At 72.5% G+C, this 25,216-nt stretch carries 27 protein-coding genes and 1 riboswitch; of the genes, 14 read left to right on the top strand and 13 right to left on the bottom strand.

Going from position 1 to position 25,216, the window contains the following annotated elements; all coding sequences use genetic code 11:
* Positions 1-951, top strand: a complete 951-nt coding sequence (locus ACVV2G_RS06195) for an ABC transporter substrate-binding protein (protein WP_453841565.1) — start codon at positions 1-3, stop codon at positions 949-951.
* Between the two features lie 233 nt (positions 952-1,184).
* On the opposite strand, the gene ACVV2G_RS06190 is transcribed toward ACVV2G_RS06195, so the two are convergent.
* Positions 1,185-1,700 carry a carboxymuconolactone decarboxylase family protein gene (locus ACVV2G_RS06190; protein WP_453841564.1) on the bottom strand — a complete coding sequence of 172 codons (516 nt, stop codon included), beginning with the start codon at positions 1,698-1,700 and terminating at the stop codon, positions 1,185-1,187.
* 46 nt (positions 1,701-1,746) lie between these two features.
* Here ACVV2G_RS06190 and pdxR point away from each other — a divergent pair, with 46 nt between their 5' ends.
* From pdxR to ACVV2G_RS06160, 6 genes are all read left to right on the top strand, one after another.
* Positions 1,747-3,195 (top strand): MocR-like pyridoxine biosynthesis transcription factor PdxR, encoded by a 1,449-nt coding sequence (gene pdxR / locus ACVV2G_RS06185; protein WP_453841563.1) that lies wholly within the window; start codon positions 1,747-1,749, stop codon positions 3,193-3,195.
* 76 nt (positions 3,196-3,271) lie between these two features.
* Positions 3,272-3,631, top strand: a complete 360-nt coding sequence (locus tag ACVV2G_RS06180) for a hypothetical protein (protein ID WP_453841562.1) — start codon at positions 3,272-3,274, stop codon at positions 3,629-3,631.
* A 6-nt stretch (positions 3,632-3,637) separates the two neighbouring features.
* Positions 3,638-4,822 (top strand): glutathionylspermidine synthase family protein, encoded by a 1,185-nt coding sequence (locus tag ACVV2G_RS06175; RefSeq protein WP_453841561.1) that lies wholly within the window; start codon positions 3,638-3,640, stop codon positions 4,820-4,822.
* Between the two features lie 156 nt (positions 4,823-4,978).
* Positions 4,979-5,065, top strand: a riboswitch (ZMP/ZTP riboswitch).
* A gap of 34 nt (positions 5,066-5,099) precedes the next feature.
* Positions 5,100-6,545 carry a glycine hydroxymethyltransferase gene (locus ACVV2G_RS06170; RefSeq protein WP_453841560.1) on the top strand — a complete coding sequence of 482 codons (1,446 nt, stop codon included), beginning with the start codon at positions 5,100-5,102 and terminating at the stop codon, positions 6,543-6,545.
* A 52-nt stretch (positions 6,546-6,597) separates the two neighbouring features.
* A complete protein-coding gene (gene trpS / locus ACVV2G_RS06165) occupies positions 6,598-7,611 on the top strand; it encodes a tryptophan--tRNA ligase (RefSeq protein WP_453841559.1) in 1,014 nt (337 codons plus the stop codon).
* 164 nt (positions 7,612-7,775) lie between these two features.
* Positions 7,776-8,354, top strand: coding sequence for a 2'-5' RNA ligase family protein (locus ACVV2G_RS06160; protein ID WP_453841558.1), 579 nt, complete (start codon positions 7,776-7,778; stop codon positions 8,352-8,354).
* Between the two features lie 6 nt (positions 8,355-8,360).
* Here the strand turns inward: ACVV2G_RS06160 and dprE2 are convergent, their stop codons facing one another.
* Together dprE2 and dprE1 are read right to left on the bottom strand one after the other, a co-directional pair.
* Positions 8,361-9,116, bottom strand: a complete 756-nt coding sequence (gene dprE2 / locus ACVV2G_RS06155) for a decaprenylphospho-beta-D-erythro-pentofuranosid-2-ulose 2-reductase (protein ID WP_453841557.1) — start codon at positions 9,114-9,116, stop codon at positions 8,361-8,363.
* A 17-nt stretch (positions 9,117-9,133) separates the two neighbouring features.
* Positions 9,134-10,525: a decaprenylphosphoryl-beta-D-ribose oxidase gene (gene dprE1, locus ACVV2G_RS06150; protein WP_453841556.1), complete on the bottom strand. Its 1,392-nt coding sequence runs from the start codon at positions 10,523-10,525 to the stop codon at positions 9,134-9,136.
* A 133-nt stretch (positions 10,526-10,658) separates the two neighbouring features.
* Here dprE1 and ACVV2G_RS06145 point away from each other — a divergent pair, with 133 nt between their 5' ends.
* From ACVV2G_RS06145 to ACVV2G_RS06130, 4 genes are read left to right on the top strand one after another with little or no spacing between them, the layout of a single operon-like run.
* On the top strand, positions 10,659-11,168 hold the full coding sequence (locus ACVV2G_RS06145) for a phosphatase PAP2 family protein (RefSeq protein ID WP_453841555.1): 510 nt from the start codon (positions 10,659-10,661) through the stop codon (positions 11,166-11,168).
* On the top strand, positions 11,161-12,111 hold the full coding sequence (locus tag ACVV2G_RS06140) for a decaprenyl-phosphate phosphoribosyltransferase (RefSeq protein ID WP_453841554.1): 951 nt from the start codon (positions 11,161-11,163) through the stop codon (positions 12,109-12,111). The genes ACVV2G_RS06145 and ACVV2G_RS06140 overlap by 8 nt, the downstream gene beginning before the upstream one ends.
* Positions 12,105-12,590, top strand: a complete 486-nt coding sequence (locus ACVV2G_RS06135; protein WP_453841553.1) for a GtrA family protein — start codon at positions 12,105-12,107, stop codon at positions 12,588-12,590. The genes ACVV2G_RS06140 and ACVV2G_RS06135 overlap by 7 nt, the downstream gene beginning before the upstream one ends.
* Positions 12,578-13,531: a YihY/virulence factor BrkB family protein gene (locus ACVV2G_RS06130; protein ID WP_453841552.1), complete on the top strand. Its 954-nt coding sequence runs from the start codon at positions 12,578-12,580 to the stop codon at positions 13,529-13,531. Before ACVV2G_RS06135 ends, ACVV2G_RS06130 begins: the two co-directional genes overlap by 13 nt.
* Here ACVV2G_RS06130 and ACVV2G_RS06125 read toward each other — a convergent pair.
* Positions 13,479-14,783: a D-alanyl-D-alanine carboxypeptidase family protein gene (locus ACVV2G_RS06125; protein WP_453841551.1), complete on the bottom strand. Its 1,305-nt coding sequence runs from the start codon at positions 14,781-14,783 to the stop codon at positions 13,479-13,481. The two genes, ACVV2G_RS06130 and ACVV2G_RS06125, sit on opposite strands and share 53 nt — an antisense overlap.
* Positions 14,784-14,874: 91 nt before the next feature.
* On the opposite strand from ACVV2G_RS06125, the gene ACVV2G_RS06120 reads away from it, so the two are divergent.
* On the top strand, positions 14,875-15,114 hold the full coding sequence (locus ACVV2G_RS06120) for an SCO4848 family membrane protein (RefSeq protein WP_453841550.1): 240 nt from the start codon (positions 14,875-14,877) through the stop codon (positions 15,112-15,114).
* A gap of 36 nt (positions 15,115-15,150) precedes the next feature.
* A complete protein-coding gene (locus ACVV2G_RS06115) occupies positions 15,151-16,533 on the top strand; it encodes a metallophosphoesterase (RefSeq protein ID WP_453841549.1) in 1,383 nt (460 codons plus the stop codon).
* Here the strand turns inward: ACVV2G_RS06115 and ACVV2G_RS06110 are convergent.
* From ACVV2G_RS06110 to ACVV2G_RS06070, 9 genes are all read right to left on the bottom strand, one after another.
* Positions 16,519-17,295: a TetR/AcrR family transcriptional regulator gene (locus ACVV2G_RS06110; protein ID WP_453841548.1), complete on the bottom strand. Its 777-nt coding sequence runs from the start codon at positions 17,293-17,295 to the stop codon at positions 16,519-16,521. The two genes, ACVV2G_RS06115 and ACVV2G_RS06110, sit on opposite strands and share 15 nt — an antisense overlap.
* A gap of 11 nt (positions 17,296-17,306) precedes the next feature.
* Positions 17,307-17,789: a thiol-disulfide oxidoreductase DCC family protein gene (locus ACVV2G_RS06105; RefSeq protein WP_453841547.1), complete on the bottom strand. Its 483-nt coding sequence runs from the start codon at positions 17,787-17,789 to the stop codon at positions 17,307-17,309.
* Between the two features lie 4 nt (positions 17,790-17,793).
* Positions 17,794-18,201, bottom strand: coding sequence for a hypothetical protein (locus ACVV2G_RS06100; protein WP_453841546.1), 408 nt, complete (start codon positions 18,199-18,201; stop codon positions 17,794-17,796).
* 124 nt (positions 18,202-18,325) lie between these two features.
* Positions 18,326-18,736 carry a VOC family protein gene (locus ACVV2G_RS06095; protein WP_453841545.1) on the bottom strand — a complete coding sequence of 137 codons (411 nt, stop codon included), beginning with the start codon at positions 18,734-18,736 and terminating at the stop codon, positions 18,326-18,328.
* A 283-nt stretch (positions 18,737-19,019) separates the two neighbouring features.
* Entirely contained in the window at positions 19,020-19,793 is a 774-nt protein-coding gene (locus tag ACVV2G_RS06090; RefSeq protein WP_375915875.1) for a succinate dehydrogenase iron-sulfur subunit, read from the bottom strand.
* The gene (gene sdhA / locus ACVV2G_RS06085; RefSeq protein ID WP_453841544.1) at positions 19,793-21,547 is read right to left on the bottom strand and encodes a succinate dehydrogenase flavoprotein subunit; all 1,755 of its coding nucleotides are present in this window, start codon (positions 21,545-21,547) and stop codon (positions 19,793-19,795) included. The genes ACVV2G_RS06090 and sdhA overlap by 1 nt, the downstream gene beginning before the upstream one ends.
* Positions 21,548-21,566: 19 nt before the next feature.
* Entirely contained in the window at positions 21,567-22,055 is a 489-nt protein-coding gene (locus tag ACVV2G_RS06080) for a succinate dehydrogenase hydrophobic membrane anchor subunit (RefSeq protein WP_453841543.1), read from the bottom strand.
* 5 nt (positions 22,056-22,060) lie between these two features.
* The gene (sdhC, locus tag ACVV2G_RS06075) at positions 22,061-22,441 is read right to left on the bottom strand and encodes a succinate dehydrogenase, cytochrome b556 subunit (RefSeq protein ID WP_453841542.1); all 381 of its coding nucleotides are present in this window, start codon (positions 22,439-22,441) and stop codon (positions 22,061-22,063) included.
* A gap of 203 nt (positions 22,442-22,644) precedes the next feature.
* Positions 22,645-23,196, bottom strand: a complete 552-nt coding sequence (locus ACVV2G_RS06070; RefSeq protein WP_453841541.1) for a 2-oxo-4-hydroxy-4-carboxy-5-ureidoimidazoline decarboxylase — start codon at positions 23,194-23,196, stop codon at positions 22,645-22,647.
* Between the two features lie 230 nt (positions 23,197-23,426).
* Here ACVV2G_RS06070 and ACVV2G_RS06065 point away from each other — a divergent pair, with 230 nt between their 5' ends.
* Entirely contained in the window at positions 23,427-25,049 is a 1,623-nt protein-coding gene (locus tag ACVV2G_RS06065; RefSeq protein ID WP_453841540.1) for a beta-N-acetylhexosaminidase, read from the top strand.
* Positions 25,050-25,216 lie beyond the last annotated feature (167 nt).

Below are 25,216 nucleotides of genomic sequence, written 5' to 3'. Positions count from 1 at the left end.
ATGTCCCGCAGGCGGATCACGGCGGCCGTCGCCGTCCTGGCGCTGGCCACCGGGTGCGGCGCCGCCGACATGACCAGGCAGGCGTCCCCGTTCGCCAACGCCCAGGGCGCCAGGACCGTGACCCTGTCCGTGCAGTCCTGGGTCGGCGCCCAGGCCAACGTGGCCGTCGCCCAGTACCTGCTGGAGCACGAGCTGGGCTACCGCGTCGACACCGTCCAGGTCGACGAGGTCCCCGCCTGGGACGCGCTCAGCCAGGGCCGCGTCGACGCCATCCTGGAGGACTGGGGCCACCCCGAGCAGGAGCAGCGGTACGTCGAGGAGAAGAAGACCATCGCCCCCGGCGGCGACCTCGGCGTCACCGGGCACATCGGCTGGTTCGTGCCCACGTACTTCGCGGAGAAGCACCCGGACGTCACCGACTGGAAGAACCTGAACAAGTACGCCGAGCTGCTGCGCACCGCGGAGAGCGGCGGCAAGGGCCAGCTGATGGACGGCTCCCCGTCCTACGTCACCAACGACAAGGCCCTGGTGAAGAACCTGGACCTGGACTACCAGGTCGTCTTCGCCGGCTCCGAGGCCGCCCAGATCACCCAGATCGAGCAGTTCGCCAAGGAGGAGAAACCCTTCCTGACCTACTGGTACACCCCCCAGTGGCTGTTCGAAAAGGTCCCGATGACGGAGGTGGAGCTGCCGCCCTACGAGGAGGGCTGCGACGCCGACCCGGAGAAGGTCGACTGCGCCTACCCGGTCACCCCGCTGCAGAAGTACCTCAACGCCGGCTTCGCGAAGGACGGCGGCGAGGCGGCGGAGTTCCTGAAGAGGTTCAGGTGGACGACCGAGGACCAGAACGAGGTCTCCCTGATGATCGCCGAACAGAAGATGCGGCCCGAGGTGGCGGCGAAGAAGTGGGTGGAGGGCCACGAGTCCGTCTGGAAGCAGTGGCTGCCGTGACCTTCGGGTCCTGAGGCCCTCAGGTCTTGAGGCCTTCAGGTCTTGGGGCCTTCAGGTCTTGAGGCCTTCAGGTCCTGGGGCTGTCAGGTCCTGGGGCCCTCACGTCCCGAGATCCTCGCGGACGGCCCCGGGGCGCCGGGCCGGGCCGCCCGGGCCCCGCCGGGCGACGGCGCCCGGATCCCGCAGTGCGGACCGGACGCCGTCGGCCAGGGGCGTGGTGCGCGCCGCCACCACTAGTGCTGACCCGGCGTGTAGTGCCCCGGCGTCAGCCGGCACGTCACGCCGAACCGGTTCCAGGCGTTGATCACCGTGATCGCGGCGATCAGGTGCGCCATCTCGGCCTCGTCGAAGAACCGCGCGGCCTTCTCGTACACCTCGTCCGGCACGAAGCCGTCCGTCAGCACGGTGACCGCCTCGGTCAGCTCGATCGCCGCGAGCTCCCTCTCCGTGTAGAAGTGCCGCGACTCCTCCCAGGCGGCGAGCTGCACGATCCGCTCCACGCTCTCCCCGGCCGCGAGCGCGTCCTTGGTGTGCATGTCGAGGCAGAACGCGCAGTGGTTGAGCTGGGAGGCGCGGATCTTCACCAGTTCCTTCACCTTGAGGTCCAGCCCCTCGCCCGCGGCCTTCTCCAGCCGCAGCATCGCCTTCCAGACCTCGGGGGCGTGCTTGGCCCACTCCAGCCGGGGGGTCTGCTCGGGGGCGAAGGCGTCGGGGGCGGTGGTCGTCGTGTCCGTCGTGTGCGTCGTCATGCCTCGACACTAGAAGCGAGGCAGCCCAGGAGTATGGTCCATTCCCATGGGGGAACCGTGGGCCACTTTCGGCGTCGACCTGCACCTGGACCGGTCCGGCCCCGGGCTGCGCCGCGGCCTCACCGACGCCCTGCGCGAGGCCGTCCGCAGCGGCCGGCTGGCCGCCGGCACCCGGCTGCCCTCCTCCCGCTCGCTCGCCGCCGACCTGGGCGTGGCGCGCAACACCGTGGCCGAGGTCTACGCGGACCTGGTCGCCGAGGGCTGGCTCGCCGCCCGCCAGGGCTCCGGCACCCGGGTCGCCGACCGGACACCCGCCGCCCCGGCCCACCACCCGGCCCCGCACCGCCCGGCCCCGCACCGGCGGGAACCGGCCCGGCCCGCCTACGACCTCGTCCCCGGCACGCCCGAACTCGCCTCCTTCCCCCGCGCCCAGTGGCTCCGGGCGGCCCGCCGCGCCCTGACCGCCGCCCCCGACCTGGCCCTCGGCTACGGCGACCCCCGCGGCCGGATCGAACTGCGCACCGCGCTCGCCGGCTACCTCGCCCGCGCCCGGGGCGTGCGCGCCGACCCCGACCGGATCGTCGTCTGCGCCGGCTTCCTCGGCGGCCTCGGAGTCCTCACCGAACTGCTGCGCGCCAGGGGGGAGCGCTCCGTGGCGGTCGAGTCCTACGGGCTGCCGCACCACCGCCGGCTGATCCGGCGCGCCGGCCACGCCATGCCCCCACTGGGCTTCGACGACCGCGGCACCCTCCCCCCGGGCGACCCGGGCGACCCGGGCGACCCGGGCGACCCGGGCGACCCGGGCGACCCGGTCACCGCCCGGGCCGTCCTGCTGACCCCCTCCCACCAGTTCCCCCTGGGCCAGCCCCTGCTCCCCGAGCGCCGCACCGCCCTGATCGACTGGGCCCGCCGCACCGGCGGAGTGATCCTGGAGGACGACTACGACGGCGAGTTCCGCTACGACCGCCAGCCCGTCGGCGCCCTCCAGGGACTGGACCCCGACCGCGTGGTCTACCTGGGCACCGCCAGCAAGTCCCTGGCCCCCGCGCTGCGCCTGGGCTGGCTGGTGCTGCCCCCCTCGCTCGTCGAGGAGGCCATGGACGCCATGGCCGGCCGCACCCCGGGCGTCCTCGACCAGCTGACCCTCGCGGAGTTCATCGGCTCCGGCGACTACGACCGGCACGTGCGGGCCGCCCGGCTGCGCTACCGGCGCCGCCGCGACGCCCTGGTCGCCGCCCTCGCCGAGCGCGCCCCCGAGGTGCGCGTCACCGGCATCGCCGCCGGACTGCACGCCGTCCTGCGGCTGCCGCCCGGTACCGAACAGCAGGCCGTCCGGGCCGCCGCCTGGCACGGACTCGCGGTCCAGAGCCTGTCCACCTTCCGCCACCCCGAGGCGGACGTCGCCCCGCTGGACGCCCTCGTGGTCGGCTACGGCACCCCGCCGGACCACGCCTGGGCGGGGGCCCTGGACGCGCTGTGCCGGGCGCTGCCGTAAAGTCCCCCGGCGACGGCCGTGCACTCGATCGGCCCAACTGTCGTATAGCAGGACGGACAACGGGGGAGAGACGGACATGGCGGAGACCCGGCGGCGGCTGCGGTCGAGCACCGTGGCGCTCGGCGGCATGGGTGTGCTCGCGGCGGCCCTGAGCGCGTGCGGCTCGGACCCCGACCGCCGCTGCGTGGACCGCGACAGCTACGACTACGTCTACGGCTACAAGGTCGTCGCCGACAAGAACTGCACGTCGGGCTCCTCCGGCGGCGCATACGGCAACGGCGGCAAGAAGCAGTCCGGCGCGTCGCGGGTGTCCGACGCCGACTGGTACTACGACGCCGACGTCCGCGACGGCTGGGCCGACGACGGCACGTTCAGCCGCAGCGAGGCCGTCGACCGGGGCGGTTTCGGCTGCTCCTCCGGCAGCGGCGGCGGCTGACCGCACATGGAACGCCGTACGACCACGCCCCGCGCCGGCTGGCAGCGGACCGTGGAGGAACAGGGCTGCATCTACCCCCTGACCCGTCACCCCGACGGCTCCCTGCGCCCCTACTGGGACGAGAGCGCGTACTACGTCTTCTCCCTCCCGGAGGTCGAGGCACTGGAGGAGGTCGTCGAGGAACTGCACCGCATGTGCCTCGCGGCGGCCGAGCACATCGTCACCGCCGGCCGCTTCGCCGACCTCGGCATCACCGACCCGCGGGTGGTCCGGGCGGTCACCGAGGCCTGGCACCGCCGCGCCGAACTCCCCTCCGTCTACGCCCGCTTCGACCTGCGTCACGACGGCACGGGGCCCGCGAAGCTCCTGGAGTACAACGCCGACACCCCGACCTCCCTCGTCGAGGCGGCCTCCCCGCAGTGGTTCTGGATGGAGGAACGGTTCCCCGGCGCCGACCAGTGGAACTCCCTCCACGAGCGCCTCGTCGAGGCCTGGCGCAAGCAGGCCGCCCTCCTCCCGCCCGGCAGCCCGCTGTACTTCGCGCACTCCGAGGCCGACGAGCTGGGCGAGGACCTGATGACGGTCGCCTACCTCAAGGAGACCGCCGAGCAGGCCGGCCTGGCCACCGAGTGGATCTCCATGGAGGACATCGGCTGGGACCGCCTCTCCGGCCGCTTCGTCGACACCGGGCTCCGCTTCATCCGCAGCATCTTCAAGCTCTACCCCTGGGAGTGGCTGACCACCGACCGCTTCGCCGGCCACGTCCTGGACACCCTCGACAACGGCGGCGGCACCGGCACCACCCTGTGGATCGAGCCCGCCTGGAAGATGCTGCTCAGCAACAAGGCGCTGCTGGCCGTCCTCTGGGAGCTCCACCCCGGCCACCCCAACCTCCTCCCCGCCTACCTCGACGGCCCGAGGGAACTGGCCGGCACCACCGGCTACGTCGCCAAGCCCCTCCTCGGCCGCGAGGGGGCCGGCGTCACGATCCACCGCCCCGGCACCGAGGCGCCCCCGCGCACCGAGCCGTGCTGCTACCAGGAGCTGGCCCCGCTGCCCGACTTCGACGGCAACCGCACGGTCCTGGGCGCGTGGGTGGTGGAAGGCGAGTCGGCGGGCCTGGGCATCAGGGAGTCGTCGGGCCTGGTGACGGACGAGTACGCCCGCTTCCTGCCGCACGTGATCCTCTGACACCCCGGCCTCCGGGGCGCGGCCGGCCGCCGTACGCCCGCGGACGGCACCGGCGGTACCGGGACGCACGCTCGCACCGGGACGCACGCCCGCACCGGGACGCACGCCCGCATCGCGGACACGCGCGGCCCCCCGCGGGCGGCACCCGCTAGGCTGGCCGCGGGCCGTGACTGGCGCGCTGGGATGGGACCAACCATCGGGGAGCGGCCCGAGCAGTCAGTGCCGTGCGCCTGGGCCGCCGTACCGTGAACGCCGAACGCAACGTCCGGAGGTCCCCGTGTCCGCAGAGCCCACCCCCGCTTCCACCGCCTACCGTGCCGCCCTCGACGTGATCCGCTCCGTCGAGCCGCGCGTCGCCGACGCCATCGGCCAGGAGGTCGCCGACCAGCGCGAGATGCTCAAGCTGATCGCCTCCGAGAACTACGCCTCCCCGGCCACGCTCCTGGCGATGGGCAACTGGTTCAGCGACAAGTACGCCGAGGGCACCATCGGCCGCCGCTTCTACGCCGGCTGCCGCAACGTCGACACCGTCGAGTCCCTGGCCGCCGAGCACGCGCGCGAGCTGTTCGGCGCCCGGCACGCCTACGTCCAGCCGCACTCCGGCATCGACGCCAACCTGGTCGCCTTCTGGGCCGTCCTCGGCGCCCGCGTCGAGGTGCCCTTCCTGGAGAAGGCGGGCGCCCGCCAGGTCAACGACCTGACCGACGCCGACTGGGCCGAGCTGCGCCAGGCCTTCGGCAACCAGCGCATGCTCGGCATGTCCCTGGACGCCGGCGGCCACCTCACCCACGGCTTCCGGCCGAACATCTCCGGCAAGATGTTCGACCAGCGCTCCTACGGCACCGACCCGGCCACCGGCCTCATCGACTACGAGGCGCTGCGCGCCTCGGCCCGCGAGTTCAAGCCGCTGATCATCGTGGCCGGCTACTCCGCGTACCCCCGCCTGGTGAACTTCCGGATCATGCGCGAGATCGCCGACGAGGTCGGCGCGACCCTCATGGTCGACATGGCCCACTTCGCGGGTCTGGTCGCGGGCAAGGTCCTCACCGGCGACTTCGACCCGGTCCCGCACGCCCAGATCGTGACGACGACCACCCACAAGTCGCTGCGCGGCCCGCGCGGCGGCATGGTCCTGTGCGACGACTCCCTCAAGGACCAGGTGGACCGCGGCTGCCCGATGGTCCTCGGCGGTCCGCTCCCGCACGTCATGGCGGCCAAGGCCGTCGCCCTCGCCGAGGCCCGGCAGCCCGCGTTCCAGGACTACGCCCGGCGCATCGTCGACAACGCCCGCGCGCTGGCCGAGGGCCTGACGCGGCGCGGCGCCACCCTGGTCACCGGCGGTACGGACAACCACCTGAACCTGATCGACGTGGCGTCCTCCCACGGCCTCACCGGCCGCCAGGCCGAGGCCGCCCTCCTCGACTCCGGCATCGTCACCAACCGCAACGCCATCCCGGCCGACCCGAACGGCGCCTGGTACACCTCCGGCATCCGCATCGGCACCCCGGCCCTGACCACGCGCGGTCTCGGCACGGCCGAGATGGACGAGGTCGCGGGCCTGATCGACCGGGTCCTGACCGCCACCGAGGCCGGCACCACCAAGTCCGGTGCCCCCTCCAAGGCCGCCCACGTCCTCGACGCGAAGATCGCCGACGAGGTCTCCCACCGCGCGACGGACCTGGTGGCGGGCTTCCCGCTCTACCCGGAGATCGACCTCGGCTGACGGCCGCCGACCGGGGAACGAGCCACCGGTGGAACCTGAGAGAATGGTGCGCATGGCGACTGACCGACCTCGCGTGCTCTCCGGAATCCAGCCCACCGCAGGCTCGTTCCACCTCGGCAACTACCTCGGCGCCGTCCGCCAGTGGGTGGCCCTGCAGGAGACCCACGACGCGTTCTACATGGTCGTCGACCTGCACGCGATCACGATCCCGCAGGACCCGAAGGAGCTGCGCGCCAACACCCGGCTCGCCGCCGCCCAGCTGCTGGCCGCGGGACTGGACCCGGACCGCTGCACGCTCTTCGTCCAGAGCCACGTCCCCGAGCACGCCCAGCTCGCCTGGGTCATGAACTGCCTCACCGGCTTCGGCGAGGCGAGCCGCATGACCCAGTTCAAGGACAAGTCCGCCAAGCAGGGCGCCGACCGCGCCTCCGTCGGCCTGTTCACGTACCCGGTCCTCCAGGTCGCGGACATCCTGCTCTACCAGGCCAACGAGGTCCCGGTGGGCGAGGACCAGCGCCAGCACATCGAGCTGACCCGCGACCTGGCCGAGCGCTTCAACGGCCGCTTCGGCGAGACCTTCACCGTCCCGAAGCCGTACATCCTCAAGGAGACGGCGAAGATCTACGACCTCCAGGACCCGACGGTCAAGATGAGCAAGTCCGCCTCCACGCCGAAGGGCCTCATCAACCTCCTGGACGAGCCCAGAGCCACCGCGAAGAAGGTCAGGAGCGCGGTCACCGACACGGACACCGTGATCCGCTTCGACCCGCAGGAGAAGCCCGGCGTCAGCAACCTCCTCTCCCTCTACTCGGTCCTCACCGGAGCCGGTGTCACCGAGCTGGAGGAGAAGTACGCGGGCCAGGGCTACGGCGCGCTCAAGACGGACCTCGCCGAGGTCATGGTCGAGTTCGTGACCCCCTTCCGGGAGCGCACCCAGCAGTACCTGGACGACCCGGAGTCCCTCGACTCCATCCTCGCCAAGGGTGCGGAGAAGGCCCGCGCCGTCGCCGCGGAGACCCTCGCCCGGACGTACGACAGGGTGGGCTTCCTGCCCGCCAAGCACTGACCGGCGGCACCGCACCCCGGCGCTGGACCCGGCAGGCCCGTGCGCCCCGGTACGCCGCCGTAGCGCTGTACATCACTCCGGTTGCGCCTGCCCTGGGCCCGGCCGTGGCCGTACAGTCGATAACCGGGTGTCCGACAGAACGACACGGAACGACAGGAGACGACGTGGGGACCGTAACGATCGGCGTGTCGATCGCGGTCCCGGAGCCTCACGGCAGCGAGCTCCAGCAGCTGCGCGCGGGCTTCGGCGACGCCGCTGCTCACGGTATCCCCACGCACGTCACCCTGCTGCCGCCGACCGAGGTCGACGGCGCCGCGCTGCCCGCGGTCGAGGCGCACCTGGCGGAGGTCGCCGCACGCGGCCGGCCCTTCCCGATGCGGCTGTCCGGCACCGGGACCTTCCGCCCGCTGTCGCCGGTGGTCTTCCTCCAGGTGGTCGAGGGCGCCGCGGCCTGCTCCTGGCTCCAGAAGCGGGTCCGGGACGCCTCCGGGCCGGTGCCGCGCGAACTGCAGTTCCCGTATCACCCGCACGTCACCGTGGCGCACGGCATCGGGGAAGCGGCGATGGACCGCGCCTACGAGGAGCTGTCCGACTACGAGGCCCGATGGCCCTGCACCGGCTTCGCGCTCTACGAGCAGGGCGCCGACGGGGTGTGGCGCAAGCTGCGCGAGTTCCCCTTCGGCAGCACCACGGTGCCCCCGCAGGCGGGACGCGTGGAGAGCGGCTCCGTCCCCGCCGGGTAGGCCCTCTCAGACCGGCAGCCGCCGGAACACCGCCCGCGGCAGGTGCCGCAGCGCCGACATCACCACCCGCAGCGCGCCGGGCACCCACACCGTCTCCGCACGCCGCCGCAGCCCCAGCTCGATCGCCGTGGCGACCGCCTCGGGCGTCGTGGCCAGCGGCGCCTCCTCCCTCCCGGCGGTCATCCGCGACCGCACGAAACCGGGACGCACGACCATGACGTGCACCCCCGTGCCGTGCAGCGCGTCGCCGAGGCCCTGCGCGAAGGCGTCCAGACCGGCCTTGCTGGAGCCGTAGATGAAGTTGGCGCGGCGGGCCCGCTCACCGGCCACGGAGGAGAGCACCACCAGGGAGCCGTGGCCCTGCGCCTGCAGCGCGCGGGCGCTGACCAGGCCCGCCGAGACCGCGCCGGTGTAGTTGGTCTGCGCCACCCGCACGGCGTTCAGCGGCTCGCGCTCGTCGTGCGCCTGGTCGCCCAGGATGCCGAAGGCGAGCAGCACCACGTCGACGTCGCCCTCGGCGAAGACCTTGCCGAGCGCCGCCTCGTGCGACTCCGGGTCGAGGGCGTCGAAGGCGACGGTGCGCACCTCGGCCCCGAGGCCGCGCAGCTGCCCGGCCGCCCCCTCCAGGGCGGGGGAGGGACGGCCGGCCAGCCACACCGTACGGGTGCGGCGGGCGACCAGGCGGCGCGCGGTCGCGAGCGCGATCTCGGACGTACCGCCGAGGACGAGAAGGGACTGGGGGATGCCGAAGGCGTCCTTCACTACAGCTCCTGAGGTGCCTAGAGGTGGAGGCGGCGGGCCAGGTCGGAGACGAAGACCCCGCGCGGGTCCAGCTCCGCGCGCAGCGCGCGGAAGTCGTCCAGGCGCGGGTACATCGCGTCGAGCAGTTCGGGCCGCAGCCGGGAGTCCTTGGCGAGGTAGACCCGGCCGCCGGCCCCGGCGACCTCCTCGTCGAGGTCGTCGAGGAAGGCGCCGAGGCCCGGCAGACCCGCCGGGACGTCCAGGGCGAGGGTCCAGCCGGGCACGGGGAAGGAGAGCCACCCCGGGTCGGCCTCCCCGAACCGCTTGAGGACGGCCAGGAAGGACGGGCAGCGGTGCTCCGCGATGCGCCGCACGATCCGGCGCAGGGCGTCCTCGCGGCCGTGGCCGACGACGAACTGGTACTGCACGAAGCCGCCGCGGCCGTAGACCCGGTTCCAGTGCGGGACGCCGTCCAGGGGGTGGAAGAAGGTGGAGATCCGCTGGAGCTGGCCGGTGCGCCGGCGGGGGGCCCTGCGGTACCACAGCTCGTTGAAGAGGCCCACCGTCGTCCGGCTGAGCAGGCCCTCCGGGACGAGGTCGGGTGCGGCCGGGAGCCGGGAGGTACGGAAGGCCAGCGGCGCCCGCCGCGCCCGCCCGCCCGCGGGGAGCGCGTCCAGCGGGGCGTGGTCGCCCCGGGTGAGCACCGCGCGGCCGGTCGCCGCGCCGCGGGCGAGGAGGTCGATCCAGGCGACCGAGTAGCGGTAGCGGTGGTCCGTGGCCGTGAGACGGGCCATCAGGTCGTCGAGGTCGGTGGCGCGCTCGGTGTCGACCGACATCAGCGAGGTCTCGACCGGCTGGAGCCGCACGGTCGCGGTCAGGATCACCCCGGTCAGGCCCATGCCGCCGGCGGTGGCGTCGAACAGGGGCGTGCCCCGCTCCACGGTGCGGACCCGGCCGTCGGCGGTGAGCAGCTCGAACGCCGGGACGTGCCGGGCGAAGGACCCCGACACGTGGTGGTTCTTGCCGTGGATGTCCGCGCCGATCGCCCCGCCGACCGTGACGTAGCGGGTGCCGGGCGTGACCGGCACGAACCAGCCGAGCGGCAGCAGCACCTCCATCAGCCGGTGCAGGGAGACGCCCGCGTCGCAGAGCACGGTGCCGCCGTCGGCGTCGATGGCGTGGACGCGGTCCAGGCCCGTCATGTCGAGCACGGCGCCGCCCGCGTTCTGCGCGGCGTCCCCGTAGGCCCGCCCCAGACCCCGCGCGATGCCTCCGCGGGTCCCGCAGTCCCGTACGGCGTCGGCGGCCTCCTGGTACGTCCTCGGGCGGATCAGCCGGGCGGCGGTGGGTGCGGTGCGGCCCCAGCCGGTGACGGGGCCCCAGGTGCCGGCGGGGCCCTCTTCGGCGGCGGGAACGGTGTCGGCAGACATGCCGGTGACCGTATCGCCCCTATGCGAACGATTAGTTCCGGAACATCCCGCTCATACCCGAAACGGGTGATTAATGGTATGTCGCTCGATCATGCCGGACATCCCACGTCGTCGGCGTGAACAGTGAGGACCCATGGACGACCTCGACGACATGGACCACCGGATCGTGACGGCGCTCAGAGCCTGCGGCACGGACCCGCGCGTGGCCGCTGCCGCGCGTGCCCTGTCCTGGGCCGGGGAGCACGGAGCGCTGTGGCTCACGGCGGGCCTCGCCGGAGCCGCGCTGGACGGCCCGCGACGCGGCGCCTGGCTGCGCGGCACGGCGCTCACCGCGGGCGCGCACCTCGTCAGCATGGGGGCGAAGCGGGTCGTACGCCGTCCGCGCCCCGCACACGTCGTACCCCTGGTGCGCACCGCCGGCCGGCACTCCTTCCCCAGCTCCCACGCCACCTCGGCCGCCGCGGCCGCCGTCGCCTTCGGCGCGCTCGGCATCCATGCCGTCTGGCCGGCCGCCGCCGCGGTCTGCGTCTCCCGGCTGGTCGTCGGCGTCCACTACCCCTCGGACGTGGCGGCGGGCGCGGCCCTGGGCGCGCTCACCGCCCGGCTCGGCGCCGGCTGGATGCACGGAGGCACCCGTGACTGACACGGCGGTCCTGCGGCAACGCCCCCCCGGACAGCGGCCGGACCCGGCCCCGTCCCGCCGGAAGGGGCTGCTGCCCGGCCTGCTCCGGACCGCACGCCCCCGCCAGTGGGTCAAGAACGTCCTGGTCGTCGCCGCCCCGGCCGCCGCCGGCGAGCTGTTCGCCCCGAACGTCCTGACCCGGCTGGCCCTGGTCTTCGTCCTGTTCACCGCCTGCGCCTCCGCCGTCTACCTCGTCAACGACGCCCGCGACGCCGAGGCCGACCGCGCCCACCCGGTCAAACGGCACCGCCCGGTCGCCGCCGGGCAGGTCCCGGTACCGGTCGCGTACGCCGTCGGGGGCGCCCTGGGCGTCCTCGCGCCCCTCGCGGCGGCCTGGCTGTGCCCGCCGGCCGTCGCGGCCCTGCTGACCGCCTACCTCGCGATGCAGCTGGCGTACTGCATCACCCTCAAGCACGTCCTGGTCGTCGACCTCGCCGTCGTCACCACCGGCTTCCTGATGCGCGCGATGATCGGCGGGCTCGCACTCGGCATCCCCCTGTCGCGCTGGTTCCTCATTACCACCGGCTTCGGCGCGCTGTTCATGGTCTCCGCCAAGCGCTACTCCGAAGCCGTCCAGATGGCCGGGAAGGCGGGCGCCACGCGCGCGCTGCTCACCGAGTACACCACCGGCTACCTGCGCTTCGTCTGGCAGCTCGCGGCCGGCGTCGCCGTCCTCGGCTACTGCCTGTGGGCCATGGAGGAGGGCGGCGTCCCGCACACCAGCGTGCTGCCCTGGCGCCAGCTGTCCATGGTCGCCTTCATCCTCGCCGTCCTGCGCTACGCCGTCTTCGCCGACCGCGGCACCGCGGGCGAACCCGAGGACGTCGTCCTGCGCGACCGGGCGCTCGCGCTGATCGGCGTGGTCTGGTTGGCGATGTACGGCCTGGCGGTGGCCAATTGGTAGCGGCCCGCACCCCGGGCACCCGACGCGAACTGGCCGGCTTCGCCGCCGCCGGCCTCCTCGCCTACGCCGTCGACCTCGGCCTCTTCACGCTCCTGCGCGGCCCGGCCGGACTCGGCCCGCTCACCGCCAAGACCCTGTCCTTCGTCGCCGGCTGCTCCGTGGCGTACGCGGGCAACGCCCTCGGCACCTACCGGCACAGCCGCCCGCGGGGCGTGCGCCCCTACGCCGTGTTCTTCGCGGTGAACGCCGCCGGCGCCGCCGTGCAACTGCTGTGCCTGGCGGTCAGCCACTACGGCCTCGGCCTCACCTCCCAGCGCGCCGACACCGTCTCCGGTGCGGTCGTCGGCATGTTCCTGGCCACGGTCCTGCGATTCTGGGGCACAAGAACCCTGGTGTTCCGCACCGCGTCCGCGACCGGCCGCGGACCGGGATCGTGGACCGAGGGAACCAGGGGCGGCGTCGGATCATGGACTGGCTGAAGAAGCTCCCCGTCGTGGGACCGTGGCTGGCGCGGCTGACGACCACGCACGCCTGGCGCTCGTACGAGCGGCTGGACCGGGTCAAGTGGACGCGGCTGGCCGCCGCCATGACCTTCACCAGCTTCGTCGCGCTCTTCCCGCTGCTCAGCCTGGCCGCCGCCGTCGCCGCCACCACCCTGGACGAGAAGCAGCAGGACCGGCTCCAGGACAAGATCGCCGAGCAGATCCCCGGCATCTCCGACCAGATGAACATCCAGAGCCTGATCGACAACGCCGGCACCGTCGGCCTCGTCGCCGGCGCCCTGCTGCTGGTCATCGGCATCGGCTGGGTCGACGCCACCCGGGGCTGTCTGCGCGCCGTCTGGGAGCTGCCCGAGGAGGAGGAGAACCCGGTCGTGCACCGGGTCAAGGACGCGCGTGTGCTCGTCGGCCTCGGCGGCGCCCTCCTGACCACCGTGGCCATCTCCACCATCGCCTCGGCCCTCGTCGGCTGGATCATCCGCCAGCTCGGCATCGACGAGGGCGGCTTCGGCGGAGTACTGCTCTACGTCGCCGCGTTCGCCGTCGCCGTGCTCGCCGACTTCCTCCTGCTGCTCTACGTCCTGACCCTGCTCCCCGGCGTCCAGCCCACCCGGCGCCGCCTGCTGGTGGCCGCGCTGATCGGCGCGCTCGGCTTCGAACTGCTGAAGCTGCTGCTGAGCGGCTACATGCAGGGCATCGCCGCGAAGAACATGTACGGCGCCTTCGGCGTCCCCGTCGCCCTGCTGCTGTGGATCAACTTCACCTCGAAACTGGTGCTGTTCTGCGCCTCCTGGACGGCGACGGGCAGCAAGGAGCAGGAAGTCGGGGAACGGCGGGAGGAGGAGCGGGACGGCGGGGAGCCGGGCGTCACGGGCGCGTCCGGCGACGGACCAGGTCCGGCAGCGGCCACTTCCGGTTGATCAGGAACACACCGCCCGCGAGCAGCACGAGCAGCCCGCCGGCGATGCCGGCCGCGGTGCCGACCCCGCTGGAGCCGTTCGCGGCCGGGGCCCCCGCCACCGGATTGGTGCCGGCCGCGCCCTTCCCGGTGTTCCCCGTGCCGCCGGCCTCCCCGGCGGGGGCGCCGGTGTCCGGCGCGGGACTCGCCTGCACGGCGCTCCGCGGCGCCACCAGCTCACCGACCGGCTCCACCTTGCCGGCCGCCTGGAAGCCCCAGTCGAACAGGCGGGCGGTCTCCTTGTAGACCTCGTTGGACTCGTCCTTCGCCGGGTTCATGACCGTGACGAGCAGCACCCTGCCGCCCTGTTCGGCGACGCCGGTGAAGGTGGAGCCCGCGTTGGTGGTGTTGCCGTTCTTCACACCCGCGATGCCCGGGTAGACGTCCACGTCCGAGGCGCCGGACAGCAGCCTGTTGGTGTTCTGGATCTCGAAGGGCTTGCGGGACGTCACGCCCTTCTCGTCCTTCTCCGTCTCACCCGGGAACTCGGCGCTGACCGTCGAGGCGTACTCGCGGAAGTCCTTCTTCTGCAGCCCCGAGCGGGCGAACAACGTCAGGTCGTACGCGGAGGAGACCTGCTTCGGCGCGTCGTAGCCGTCGGGGCTGACGACGTACGTGTCGAGGGCCTGGAGCTCCCCGGCGTGTTCGTTCATCTCCCTGACGGTGTTCTCGACGCCGCCGTTCATCGCGGACAGCACGTGCACGGCGTCGTTCCCGGAGCGCAGGAAGACACCGAGCCACAGGTCGTGGACGGAGTAGGTCTCGCCCTCCTTGACGCCGACCATGCTGGACCCGGCACCGATGCCCGCCAGGTCGGAGGGGGCCACCTTGTGCCGGGTCGTCTTCGGCCACTTCGGCAGCAGCGTGTCCGCGAACAGCATCTTCAGCGTGCTCGCCGGGGCCAGCCGCCAGTGCGCGTTGTGCGCGGCGAGCACCTCGCCGGACTCGGCGTCGGCCACGATCCACGAACGGGCGGTGAGGTCCTTCGGCAGCACGGGCGCCCCGCCGGCCAGGTCGACCTGTGTCCCGGGCTTCCCGAGCCGCGTGCCGCCCACGATCGACATCGACGCGGGCGGAGTGGCCGACGGGCTCGCCGAGGCACCGGCCGACGGGCTCGGGGCGGCGAGCGCCGCGGGCGCGAGGGCGAGGAGGGCGGTCAGGGCGGCGGAGGTGACCGACAGGGCGCGCCTGCCGGTCTTCTTGGGTGCGGGCACAAGCGAGAACGTACCTCCCGCGCACGGCGCTGTCCCAGCCCCCTCCCCACCCCGCGCACGGATCCGGACAGCGTCCGGCGATACTGAAACCATGAAGCTCAGCCGCCCCGTCTCCTGGTTCCTGCTCGCTTTCGGGGTGTGGAGCTGGATCATCTGGATCACTTTCGTCAAGAACCTGGCCAAGGACGGCAGTGGGCTCGCCTTCGAGGACGGTGAGCCCACGGCGTACTTCTGGGTGCACCTGCTGCTCGCCGTCGTGTCCTTCGTACTGGGGACGGTCGTCGGGGTCATCGGGTTGCGCGGGCTGCGCGCACTGCGCCGAACGTCATAGGCGTCGAGGACGTCACAACTGAGGGGATTCGACGGCATGGTGGTCGTCTTCGCGCTCGTCGCGCTGACTGTGGTGAGCGTCCTCGTGGCGGCGAACTGGTACGTGTGGCGGCGCCTGTTCCGCGACACGACCCGGGGGCCCGGCCCCGTGCGCCGCATCGGCGCGGTGGTGATCGCCGGGGGATGGGCGCTGGCCGTGGCCGCGCTGGTCGCCGAGCGCGCGGGCGCCCCCTTCTGGCTCCAGCGCGTCCTGGCCTGGCCCGGCTTCCTGTGGCTGGCCCTGTCGGTCTACCTGCTGCTGGCGGTGCTGGTGGGCGAGGTCGTCCGTCCGCTGCTGCGGTGGTTCCTGGAGCGGCGCGCGGCCCGGCGGGCGGTCGCGGGCGAGGCGGGAACGGGAGCGCGGGCTCCGGCCGCCGACCCCGAGCGCATACCGGCGGGAACGGTCCCGTCCGGGAAGCCCGCGCCCACCCCCGAGACGGGCCCCGCATCCGAGCCGGCCCCCGCATCCGAGCCGGGCCCCGCCCCGGATGCGGGCCCGTCGCACGCCCCGCCCGGTGCCGCCGCCGACGGCCGGCCCGGGAGCCCGCCGGCCCTGCCCTCCCGCCGCCTCTTCGTCTCCCGCGTCGTCGCCGGCGCCGCCGCCGCGGCGGCCGTCGGGACGGTCGGCCACGGCACGTACGGCGTGCTGAGCGGCCCGAAGGTGAAGCGGGTCACCGTGCCGCTGGCCAAGCTCCCGCGCGCGGCGCACGGTTTCCGTATCGCCGTGGTCAGCGACATCCACCTCGGCCCGGTGCTCGGCCGGGGCTTCGCGCAGAAGGTCGTCGACACGGTCAACTCCACGCAGCCCGACTTGATCGCCGTCGTCGGCGACCTGGTCGACGGCAGCGTGAAGGACCTCGGTCCGGCGGCGGCCCCGCTGGCCCGGCTCCGGGCCCGGCACGGCGCGTACTTCGTCACCGGCAACCACGAGTACTTCTCCGGCGCCGAGCAGTGGGTCGCCGAGGTGCGGCGGCTCGGCCTGCTCCCGCTGGAGAACGCCCGCACCGAGCTGCCCCACTTCGACCTCGCCGGCGTCAACGACGTGGCGGGCGAGGACGAGGGCCAGGGACCCGACTACGCCAGGGCCCTCGGTGACCGGGACCGGACGCGCGCCTGCGTGCTCCTCGCCCACCAGCCGGTGCAGATCCACGACGCCGTCGACCACGGCGTGGACCTCCAGCTCTCCGGCCACACCCACGGCGGCCAGCTCTGGCCCGGCAACCTCATCGCGGGCGCCGCCAACCCGACCGTGGCGGGCCTGGACCGCTACGGCGACACCCAGCTGTACGTCAGCCGCGGTGCGGGCGCCTGGGGACCGCCCACGCGTGTGGGGGCGCCCTCCGACGTCACGGTGATCGAGCTGGCCTCACTGCGGGCCTGAGCGGTCCGGTCCGGCGGCGCCCTCGGCGGGCGCCGCCTTCTTCGCCGGGTCGGGGAGCGCCCTGGTCATCCCGGGCAGGAAGTCCGTGAACAGCTCGTGCACCTCGCGCACCAGCGGGCGCAGCACCCGGAAGCGGGCCAGCGCCACGCCCCGCGCGGTGAGCCGGGCGCCGCGCTCGGCGAGGCGGTAGCTGCGCTCGCGCCCCTCCGTGCGGTCGAAGATCCAGTACAGGACGAGGCCCATCTGGGAGAGCCACATCAGCTCCGGCAGGATGTCCCGCAGTTCCTCCGGCACCTTGGTCCTCGTACCGGCCAGCACCGAGCGGTGGACGCTGATGGCCTCCACGCGCGCGTGCTCCGACTCCGGGGAGAAGGGGCTGAGCGGGCTGTCCGGGTCGGCCGCGTTCTTGAAGAACTGCACCGCGAACTCGTGGTACGGCGTCGCGATGTCCAGCCAGACCTTCATGACGCCCGCCAGCCGTGCCTCCAGGTCGGTCTCCCGGGCCAGTACCTCACGGACCGCCGCCTGGTGCTCGGCGGCGATGCGGTCGTAGAAGCCCTGGATCAGGTGCTCCTTGCCGGCGAAGTAGTAGTACGCGTTGCCGACGGAGACCCCCGCCTCCTGGGCGATGGCCCGCATGGTGGTCCGGTCGTAGCCGCGTTCCTGGAACAGCCGCATGGCCGTCTCCAGGATCAGCGCGCGGGTCTGCTCGGACTTGCTGAGGGGGGCACCGTCGTCGGGGCCGTCGTTCTTCGCGGGCACAGGAAGAGAGCCTAACGAGTGGCGCAGGCGCCGTCGTCACAGCCGGGTCCGGTGTACCTCCACCCGTGGCTCGGCTCGTAGACCCAGCCGTCGGCGCGGCGGTGCCCGTCGCCGCCCCACCGGCCCGCCCGGCGCCACTTGGCGGCGGCCAGCACGGCGCCCCTCGCCAGCCCGGCCCCGGCGGGCGTGCTCAGCCGGTGGGCGAGCGGACGGTGCTCGCGCAGCGCCCACAGGACGACGATCCAGGCGGCGGCGCCCCGGTACACCTGGCCGGCGTCGCCGATGACGGTGATCTCCTCCAGGGAGGTGCCGTGGTCGAGTCCCGGGAAGCGCCGGCGCGCCTCGTCCGACCCGGCCGGGACCGGTTCCAGGGGCACCAGCCGCGGCTGCCGCAGCAGCCAGTCCCGTACGTGGGTGCACAGGGAGCACTCGGCGTCGTAGAGGACGGTGAGCCGGCGCACGGGGGCGCCGGCCGTCCCGGGAGCGGGAGCCATCCGCTCAGGCCCCGGCCGTCGGGGCCACCCAGCCCTGCGGCGGGACCGGCGGCACCTGCTCCCGCTCCATCATCCCGCGCCGCCGGATCCTGTTGAGCACGTAGACGTTGCCCAGGTGCATGGCGCCGAGCACCAGCAGCACCACGCCGAGCTTGGCCGACAGGGCCTCGAAGACGCCGCGGGTGTCGGAGATGGTCTCGTCGTCGCTCAGGTAGAGGGCGACGAAGCCGAGGTTGACGAGGTAGAAGCCCACCACCAGGAGGTGGTTGACGGCGTCGGCGAGCTTCTCGTTGCCGTGCAGCACGTCGGCGAGGAAGACCCGGCCGTTGCGGCTGAGCGTGCGGGCCACCCAGACGGTCAGGCCGATGCTGACCAGCAGGTAGATGACGTAGGCGATGACGGTGCGGTCCATGCCCCACCCCTTCTTGAACGCGTTCAAAACGCTGACGGGTGTGACTGTAGCGCTGCTTTTGAACGTGTTCAAGTCAAGGGAGGGGAGCGGTCCGCGTCACGGGGCCGGCGGTCAGGACCGGCGGTCAGGACCGGCGGCCCAGCTCCGGACGTCTGGTGTAGTCCGTGAGGCCGACGACGTTGCCCCAGGGGTCGGCGAACTCGACGGTCCACCCGGTGGCGACGGAGAAGGGCTCGTCGAGCGGCCCGACGCCCGCCGCGCGCAGTGCCGCGGCGGCCTCGCGGGCGTCCGCCACCTCCAGCCACACCCGCGCGGAGGGCCACAGCGGCGGGCGCCGCCCGAACTCCTCCTCCGCGCGCAGCAGGAGGCCGGGCGTCTCCTTGCCCACCTTCAGCAGCGCGATCCCGGCCTCGTCGAGCCGGAAGGCCACCGGGAAGCCCGCCCGCTCGTAGAACCCGACGGCCTCGCCGAGGTCCCCGACGGGCAGCAGTACGTTGTCGAACCCGAGCAGTTCGTACGACTCGTCATCTGACATGGTGTCAGGCTAGGACGGTCATCGCCCGAAGCGGCTGAGGTCCGCCCTTGTCGGGCGTGGGCTTCCGCCGTCCGGCGGCACGCCCCGCCGTCGTCCGGCGCACGCCGTCGTCCAGCGCCCCGCCGGCGCCGGGCGGACCCGGGGAGGACCGGGGAGGCCCCGCAGGGCCCGGGAGGGCCCTGCGGGGCCGCTACGGCGGCCTCGGGCGCGGCGGCACGCCGGAAGGACGAAGGGCCCCGTCTCCGGTGGAGACGGGGCCCTCGGGGGCGTGACGCGGTGGACGTCAGAAGCGGCGCGTGATGAGCGCCCGCTTCACCTCCGCGATCGCCTTGGTGACCTCGATGCCGCGCGGGCAGGCGTCCGTGCAGTTGAAGGTCGTGCGGCAGCGCCAGACGCCGTCGCGGTCGTTCAGGATCTCCAGCCGCTGCTCGCCGGCCTCGTCGCGCGAGTCGAAGATGAAGCGGTGGGCGTTGACGATGGCCGCCGGACCGAAGTACTGCCCGTCGTTCCAGAACACCGGGCACGAGGACGTGCAGGCGGCGCACAGGATGCACTTCGTCGTGTCGTCGAAGCGCTCCCGGTCCTCGGCGGTCTGGAAGCGCTCACGCGTCGGCTCGTTGGTGTCCTTCGTGATCAGGAAGGGCATCACGTCCCGGTACGCCTGGAAGAACGGCTCCATGTCGACGACCAGGTCCTTGAGGACCGTCAGGCCCTTGATGGCCTCGACCGTGATCGGCTTCTCGGGGTTGATGTCCTTGATCAGTGTCTTGCAGGCGAGCCGGTTCTTGCCGTTGATCCGCATGGCGTCCGACCCGCAGATGCCGTGCGCGCAGGAGCGGCGGAAGGTGAGGCTTCCGTCGAGGTCCCACTTGATCTTGTGCAGCGCGTCGAGGACGCGCTCCTTCGGGTCGATCTCCAGCTGGAAGTCTTCCCAGGTCGCCTCGGCCGAGACCTCCGGGTTGAACCGCCGGACGCGGAAGGTGACCGTGATGTACGGGGAGTCGGCGAAGCCGGGCTCGGGGGCCTTGTCGCTCTTCTCCATGACAGGGGTAGCCATCAGTACTTACGCTCCATCGGCTGGTAGCGGGTCTGGACGACCGGCTTGTAGTCGAGCCGGATGGACTCGGCGCCGTCGTCACCCACCTCGCGGTACGCCATGGTGTGGCGCATGAAGTTGACGTCGTCGCGGTTGGGGAAGTCCTCGCGGTAGTGACCGCCGCGCGACTCCTTGCGGGCGAGCGCGGACACCGCCATGACCTCGGCCAGGTCGAGCAGGTTGCCCAGCTCGACGGCCTCCAGCAGGTCGGTGTTGAAGCGCCGGCCCTTGTCCTGGATGGCCACGTTCCGGTAGCGGGCGCGCAGTTCGCCGATCTTTTCGACCGCCGTCTTGATCGTCTGCTCGGTGCGGAACACCATGACGTTGGCGTCCATGGTCTCCTGCAGCTCGCGGCGGAGCGTCGACACCCGCTCGGTGCCGGTGGAGGCGCGCAGCCGCTCGATCTGCTCGACGACCAGGGACTCCGGGTTCTCCGGCAGCTCGACGAAGTCCGCCTTCCGCGCGTACTCCGCGGCGGCGATGCCGGCCCGCTTGCCGAACACGTTGATGTCCAGCAGCGAGTTGGTGCCCAGGCGGTTGGCGCCGTGCACGGACACGCAGGCCACCTCGCCGGCCGCGTACAGGCCCGGGACGACGGTGGTGTTGTCCGCGAGGACCTCGCCCTCGACGTTGGTCGGGATGCCGCCCATCGCGTAGTGCGCGGTCGGCTGGATCGGGATCGGGTCCGTGTAGGGCTCGATGCCGAGGTAGGTCCGCGCGAACTCCGTGATGTCGGGCAGCTTGGCGTCCAGCTGCTCCGGCGGGAGGTGGGTGAGGTCCAGGTAGACGTGGTCGCCCTCGGGACCGCAGCCGCGGCCCTCGCGGATCTCCGTGTAGATGGAGCGCGAGACCACGTCACGCGAGGCGAGGTCCTTCATGACCGGCGCGTACTTCTCCATGAAGCGCTCGCCGTCCTTGTTGCGGAGGATGCCGCCCTCACCGCGGGCGCCCTCCGTCAGCAGGATGCCCATGCGCCAGATGCCGGTCGGGTGGAACTGGAAGAACTCCATGTCCTCCAGCGGCAGCCCGCGCCGGTACACGGCGGCCTGGCCGTCTCCGGTCAGCGTGTGCGCGTTCGAGGTCACCTTGAAGAACTTGCCGGTGCCGCCGGAGGCGTAGATCACGGACTTCGCCTGGAAGACGTGGATCTCGCCGGTCGCCAGCTCGTACGCCACGACGCCGGCGGACTTCTTGACGCCGTCGACCTCGGTGATCAGCTGGTCCAGGACGTAGAACTCGTTGAAGAACTCCACGCCCTCCTTGACGCAGTTCTGGTACAGCGTCTGGAGGATCATGTGACCGGTGCGGTCGGCCGCGTAGCAGGACCGGCGGACCGGAGCCTCGCCGTGGTTGCGGGAGTGCCCGCCGAAGCGGCGCTGGTCGATGGTGCCGTTCGGCGTCCGGTTGAACGGCAGGCCCATCTTCTCCAGGTCGAGGACCGAGTCGATGGCCTCCTTCGCCAGGATCTCGGCGGCGTCCTGGTCGACCAGGTAGTCACCGCCCTTGACCGTGTCGAAGGTGTGCCACTCCCAGTTGTCCTCCTCCACGTTGGCCAGCGCGGCGGCCATGCCGCCCTGCGCGGCGCCCGTGTGGGAGCGGGTGGGGTAGAGCTTCGTCAGCACGGCGGTGCGGCTGCGCTTCGTCGACTCGATGGCCGCGCGCATGCCGGCGCCACCGGCGCCGACGATGACGGTGTCGTACTTGTGTACCTTCATGATTTTCGCAGCCCCGTGCCTAGCGGATGTTCGGGTCGAAGGTGAAGATCACCAGCGTGCCCAGCAGGATGGTGAACACCGTGGCGGTGTAGAGCAGGCCCTTGAGCCACAGGCGCGTGTTCGGGCGCTCCGCGTAGTCGTTGATGATCGTGCGCAGGCCGTTGGCGCCGTGCAGCATCGCGAGCCAGAGCATCAGCAGGTCCCAGACCTGCCAGAACGGCGAGGCCCAGCGGCCGGCCACGAAGGCGAAGCCGATCTTCGAGACGCCGCCGTCCAGCACCAGCTGGATGAGCAGGTGGCCGAGGACCAGGACGACCAGCACCACGCCGGACAGGCGCATGAAGAGCCAGGCGGCCATCTCGAAGTTGCCGCGCGTGGACTTCGGGGACTTCCTGGTCCGCTTGCGGGGCGGCTCGATCAGCGGTGCCGGGTTGTCCACGGTGTGGACCGAGGCGCCCGCGCCCTCGACGGGGCCGATCCCGGAGGGGGTGGTTTCAGTGGTCGACATCTGCGTCAGCTCCCGAACAGTTCACGAGCGGCGTGGCCGAGGACGGGGTAGATCGCCCCGGCCATCAGCACGACCCACAGGGCGACGACGGTCCAGAGCATCTGCTTCTGGTAGCGGGCGCCCTTGATCCAGAAGTCGACGGCGATGACACGCAGGCCGTTGAGCGCGTGGAAGAGGATGGCGGCCACGAGGCCGTACTCCAGCAGCGCGACGATCGGCGTCTTGTACGTGGCCACGACGGTGTCGTAGGCCTCGGGGGACACCCGCACGAGAGCGGTGTCCAGCACGTGAACGAACAGGAAGAAGAAAATGAGGACGCCGGTGACTCGGTGAGCCACCCAGGACCACATTCCTTCCCGGCCGCGGTACAGCGTTCCAGCCGGCACGGAAGTTTCCTCCGGGAGCGGTGATTGGGGCCGCGCCGGCTTTCCTTGTCGGTCGGGCCCGGCCGGGTACGGTCCACCGGCCCCCAGCATCGTAGCGACGGTTGCCTGTGGTGCTTACGGGGGGCCTGCTTGTGTGATCAAAGTTGCACTCAAAGGAGCAGTCGGACGGCTGCCGGACGGCCACGGGACGGCCACGGGACAGCTCAGGGGGAGGAGCTACGGGTGGTGCGCCGGGTGTGGGGCGTGGAGGGCCGTTCGCGCAGTTCCCCGCGCCCCTGGAGGACGTCGGTCAGTCTGCTCCTTGCGAGGCGCCGGAGTTCGTCTGCCGCCACCTGGCGTTCCTCGTCGCGATCGTTCGTCAATCGTGACCGGATGCCCGCCAGCGCATGGTCCAGGGCCTCGCCGGGACTCAGGCCGTCCAGGCAGACGACGAAGGTGTGCCCGAAGCGGCGCTCGTAGGCCGTGGTCGCCGCGCTCAGGGCGGTGTGCGCCGCCGCGTACATGTCCTCCGGCAGGGGCGGCAGCGCCTCCGCCGCCAGGGCCGCCGTCAGGTCGTCCGGGGAGAGGTCGTACGCCGCCTCGTCCGCGGCGGCCAGCAGGGACGGCGGGTCCGGATAGGGGCGGTGGGAGGCGACGCGCTCTGCCCAGTGACGGTTGTCCAGGCAGGTCAGGAGCGTGGCGACGGCTTCCTCGGCGGGCGCGGCGTTGAAGCGCTCCAGCGATGACGGCGATACCGGAGTGGCGCGGGTTTGCACCGGTACCGGTATGGCCACTCGGCCGGGGAGGTCTGAAAGGCGGTGCACAGGCAGCGTGGGTCCTCGTGGGCGTCACGTGTGTGTCGGCAGGGGATTGTGCGAAAGATGTGGCGCCACGTTACCGAGTGGCGGCATGACGTGTCCGTCCAAGGCTCGAATTTCACCCGAACGGGAGAGTTTCAGAACATGTGGTGGACGCATGCGGGAACTCATGGCCCTAGGTTGACGCCGTGAGCCAGCACCGACGCCGATCACCGGCGCACAGGATCAGACAGCGGGCCGTGATCGCCGCCACGGTGGTCGCCGCCCTCGGCGTGGGAGTGGGCCTGTGGGCCACCGACGGGGACGGGGGCCCCGCGGGCTCGGCGTCCCGGTCCACCGGCGAGGCGGCCGCGCCCGCCACCTCGCCCAGCCCCAGCCGCTCCTACCCCCTGTCGAAGGAGCCGGCCACCATACCCGCGGTACGCGAGCACACCCCGGCCCGCGGCCCCGGCTGGCGGCCGGCCGAGGACCACCGCGTCGTCGTCGCCGACTCCGGCCTCGCCGACGAGGGGCGCCAGGTGGCCGGTGAGCTGGGGCTCACGTACGCGGGGGAGAAGGACGACCGGCGCGCCGGGGACCTGCTGCTCGACGTACGGCAGGACGAGGGCGCGAACCCGGAGTCGTACACCATGACCGTGCGCGACGGCCGTGTCACCGTCACCGGGCCGGCCGAGGCGGGCGTCTACTACGGCACCCGCACCCTGAAGCAGGCCGTGCACGGCGGCGGCACCGCTCCGGAGGGCGTGGTGAAGGACGAGCCGGCCAAGCCGAGGCGCGGTCTCTCGCTCGACATCGCCCGCAAGCACTACGACGCCGACTGGATCAAGGACCGGATACGCGAGCTGGGCGACCTGAAGTTCAACGAGCTGGGCCTGCACTTCTCCGACGACCAGGCCTTCCGCATCGAGTCCGACTCGCACCCCGAGATCGTCGCGGACGACCACCTGACCAAGGCCGAGATGAAGGAGATCATCGATCTCGCCGCCTCGCGCCACCTCACCGTCGTCCCCGAGATCGACTCGCCCGGCCACCTGGGCGCCGTGCTGGCCGCCCATCCGGACCTCCAGCTGCGCAACACGCAGGGCACCCCCACCCGCGGCGCGATCGACATCTCCAAGCCCGAGGCCGCCGAGATCGTCGACGACCTGCTGAACGAGTACGCCGACCTCTTCCCCGGCTCCCGGTTCCACCTGGGCGCCGACGAGTACCAGGCCCTCGTGGTGCCCGACCCCGAAGCCTCCTACCCGGCGCTGGCCGCCGCCGCCCGCGAGGCCTACGGCTCCGGCGGCACCGTCGCCGACCTCACCACCGGCTGGCTCAACGACCGCGCCAGGACGGTGCAGGCGCACGACCGCACGCCGCGCGCCTGGAACGACGGCTTCTTCGAGGGCGCCTCCGTCGAGCCGCTGAAGGACATCGAGGTCGCCTACTGGACCGGCAAGGAGATCGGCGCCCGCCAGCCGGCGGAGTACTTGGGCGAGGGCCGCGAGGTCCTCAACTACAACGACGAGTTCCTCTACTACGTGCTCGGTGAGCCGCAGACCTTCGTCTATCCGACCGGGCAGCGCATCTACGAGCAGTGGACCCCGCGCGTCCTGCGCGGCACGCAGGCGGTCGACGCCGAGTACGACGACCAGATACTCGGCGGCAGCTTCGCGGTCTGGGGCGACATCCCGAGCGCCCAGACCCAGGCGCAGGTCGCCGAGGGCATCCGGCTGCCGCTGGCGGCGACGGTCCAGAAGCTGTGGGACCCGGACGAGCCCGAGCGGTCCTGGGCGGACTTCACGTCGCTGGCGAACCGGCTCGACTGACCGCGGGGCCGAGGGCCGGGCCGACGGGGGGCCCGGGGGTTACGGGGGTCCCTGGGGGCCCGGGAATCACGGGCAGCACCCCGGGCGCCGTGCCGACCGTCCGGCACGGGATTGCCGGATACGGCTGCGGACTCCCGTACGCCTGTGGTGGTCTTTTGGGCGAGCCG

The sequence above is a fragment of the Streptomyces sp. JK94 genome (assembly GCF_053613315.1).
This window is presented reverse-complemented; position numbering and strand designations above follow the sequence as displayed.

Excerpts from the sequence above, each read along its gene's own strand:
- ACVV2G_RS06195 (WP_453841565.1), top strand. The coding sequence starts at position 1 with ATGTCCCGCAGGCGGATCACGGCGGCCGTCGCCGTCCTGGCGCTGGCC.
- ACVV2G_RS06190 (WP_453841564.1), bottom strand. The coding sequence starts at position 1,700 with ATGACGACGCACACGACGGACACGACGACCACCGCCCCCGACGCCTTC.
- pdxR (WP_453841563.1), top strand. The coding sequence starts at position 1,747 with ATGGGGGAACCGTGGGCCACTTTCGGCGTCGACCTGCACCTGGACCGG.
- ACVV2G_RS06180 (WP_453841562.1), top strand. The coding sequence starts at position 3,272 with ATGGCGGAGACCCGGCGGCGGCTGCGGTCGAGCACCGTGGCGCTCGGC.
- ACVV2G_RS06175 (WP_453841561.1), top strand. The coding sequence starts at position 3,638 with ATGGAACGCCGTACGACCACGCCCCGCGCCGGCTGGCAGCGGACCGTG.
- trpS (WP_453841559.1), top strand. The coding sequence starts at position 6,598 with ATGGCGACTGACCGACCTCGCGTGCTCTCCGGAATCCAGCCCACCGCA.
- dprE1 (WP_453841556.1), bottom strand. The coding sequence starts at position 10,525 with ATGTCTGCCGACACCGTTCCCGCCGCCGAAGAGGGCCCCGCCGGCACC.
- ACVV2G_RS06145 (WP_453841555.1), top strand. The coding sequence starts at position 10,659 with ATGGACGACCTCGACGACATGGACCACCGGATCGTGACGGCGCTCAGA.
- ACVV2G_RS06130 (WP_453841552.1), top strand. The coding sequence starts at position 12,578 with ATGGACTGGCTGAAGAAGCTCCCCGTCGTGGGACCGTGGCTGGCGCGG.
- ACVV2G_RS06120 (WP_453841550.1), top strand. The coding sequence starts at position 14,875 with ATGAAGCTCAGCCGCCCCGTCTCCTGGTTCCTGCTCGCTTTCGGGGTG.
- ACVV2G_RS06115 (WP_453841549.1), top strand. The coding sequence starts at position 15,151 with ATGGTGGTCGTCTTCGCGCTCGTCGCGCTGACTGTGGTGAGCGTCCTC.
- ACVV2G_RS06105 (WP_453841547.1), bottom strand. The coding sequence starts at position 17,789 with ATGGCTCCCGCTCCCGGGACGGCCGGCGCCCCCGTGCGCCGGCTCACC.
- ACVV2G_RS06100 (WP_453841546.1), bottom strand. The coding sequence starts at position 18,201 with ATGGACCGCACCGTCATCGCCTACGTCATCTACCTGCTGGTCAGCATC.
- ACVV2G_RS06095 (WP_453841545.1), bottom strand. The coding sequence starts at position 18,736 with ATGTCAGATGACGAGTCGTACGAACTGCTCGGGTTCGACAACGTACTG.
- ACVV2G_RS06090 (WP_375915875.1), bottom strand. The coding sequence starts at position 19,793 with ATGGCTACCCCTGTCATGGAGAAGAGCGACAAGGCCCCCGAGCCCGGC.
- sdhA (WP_453841544.1), bottom strand. The coding sequence starts at position 21,547 with ATGAAGGTACACAAGTACGACACCGTCATCGTCGGCGCCGGTGGCGCC.
- ACVV2G_RS06080 (WP_453841543.1), bottom strand. The coding sequence starts at position 22,055 with ATGTCGACCACTGAAACCACCCCCTCCGGGATCGGCCCCGTCGAGGGC.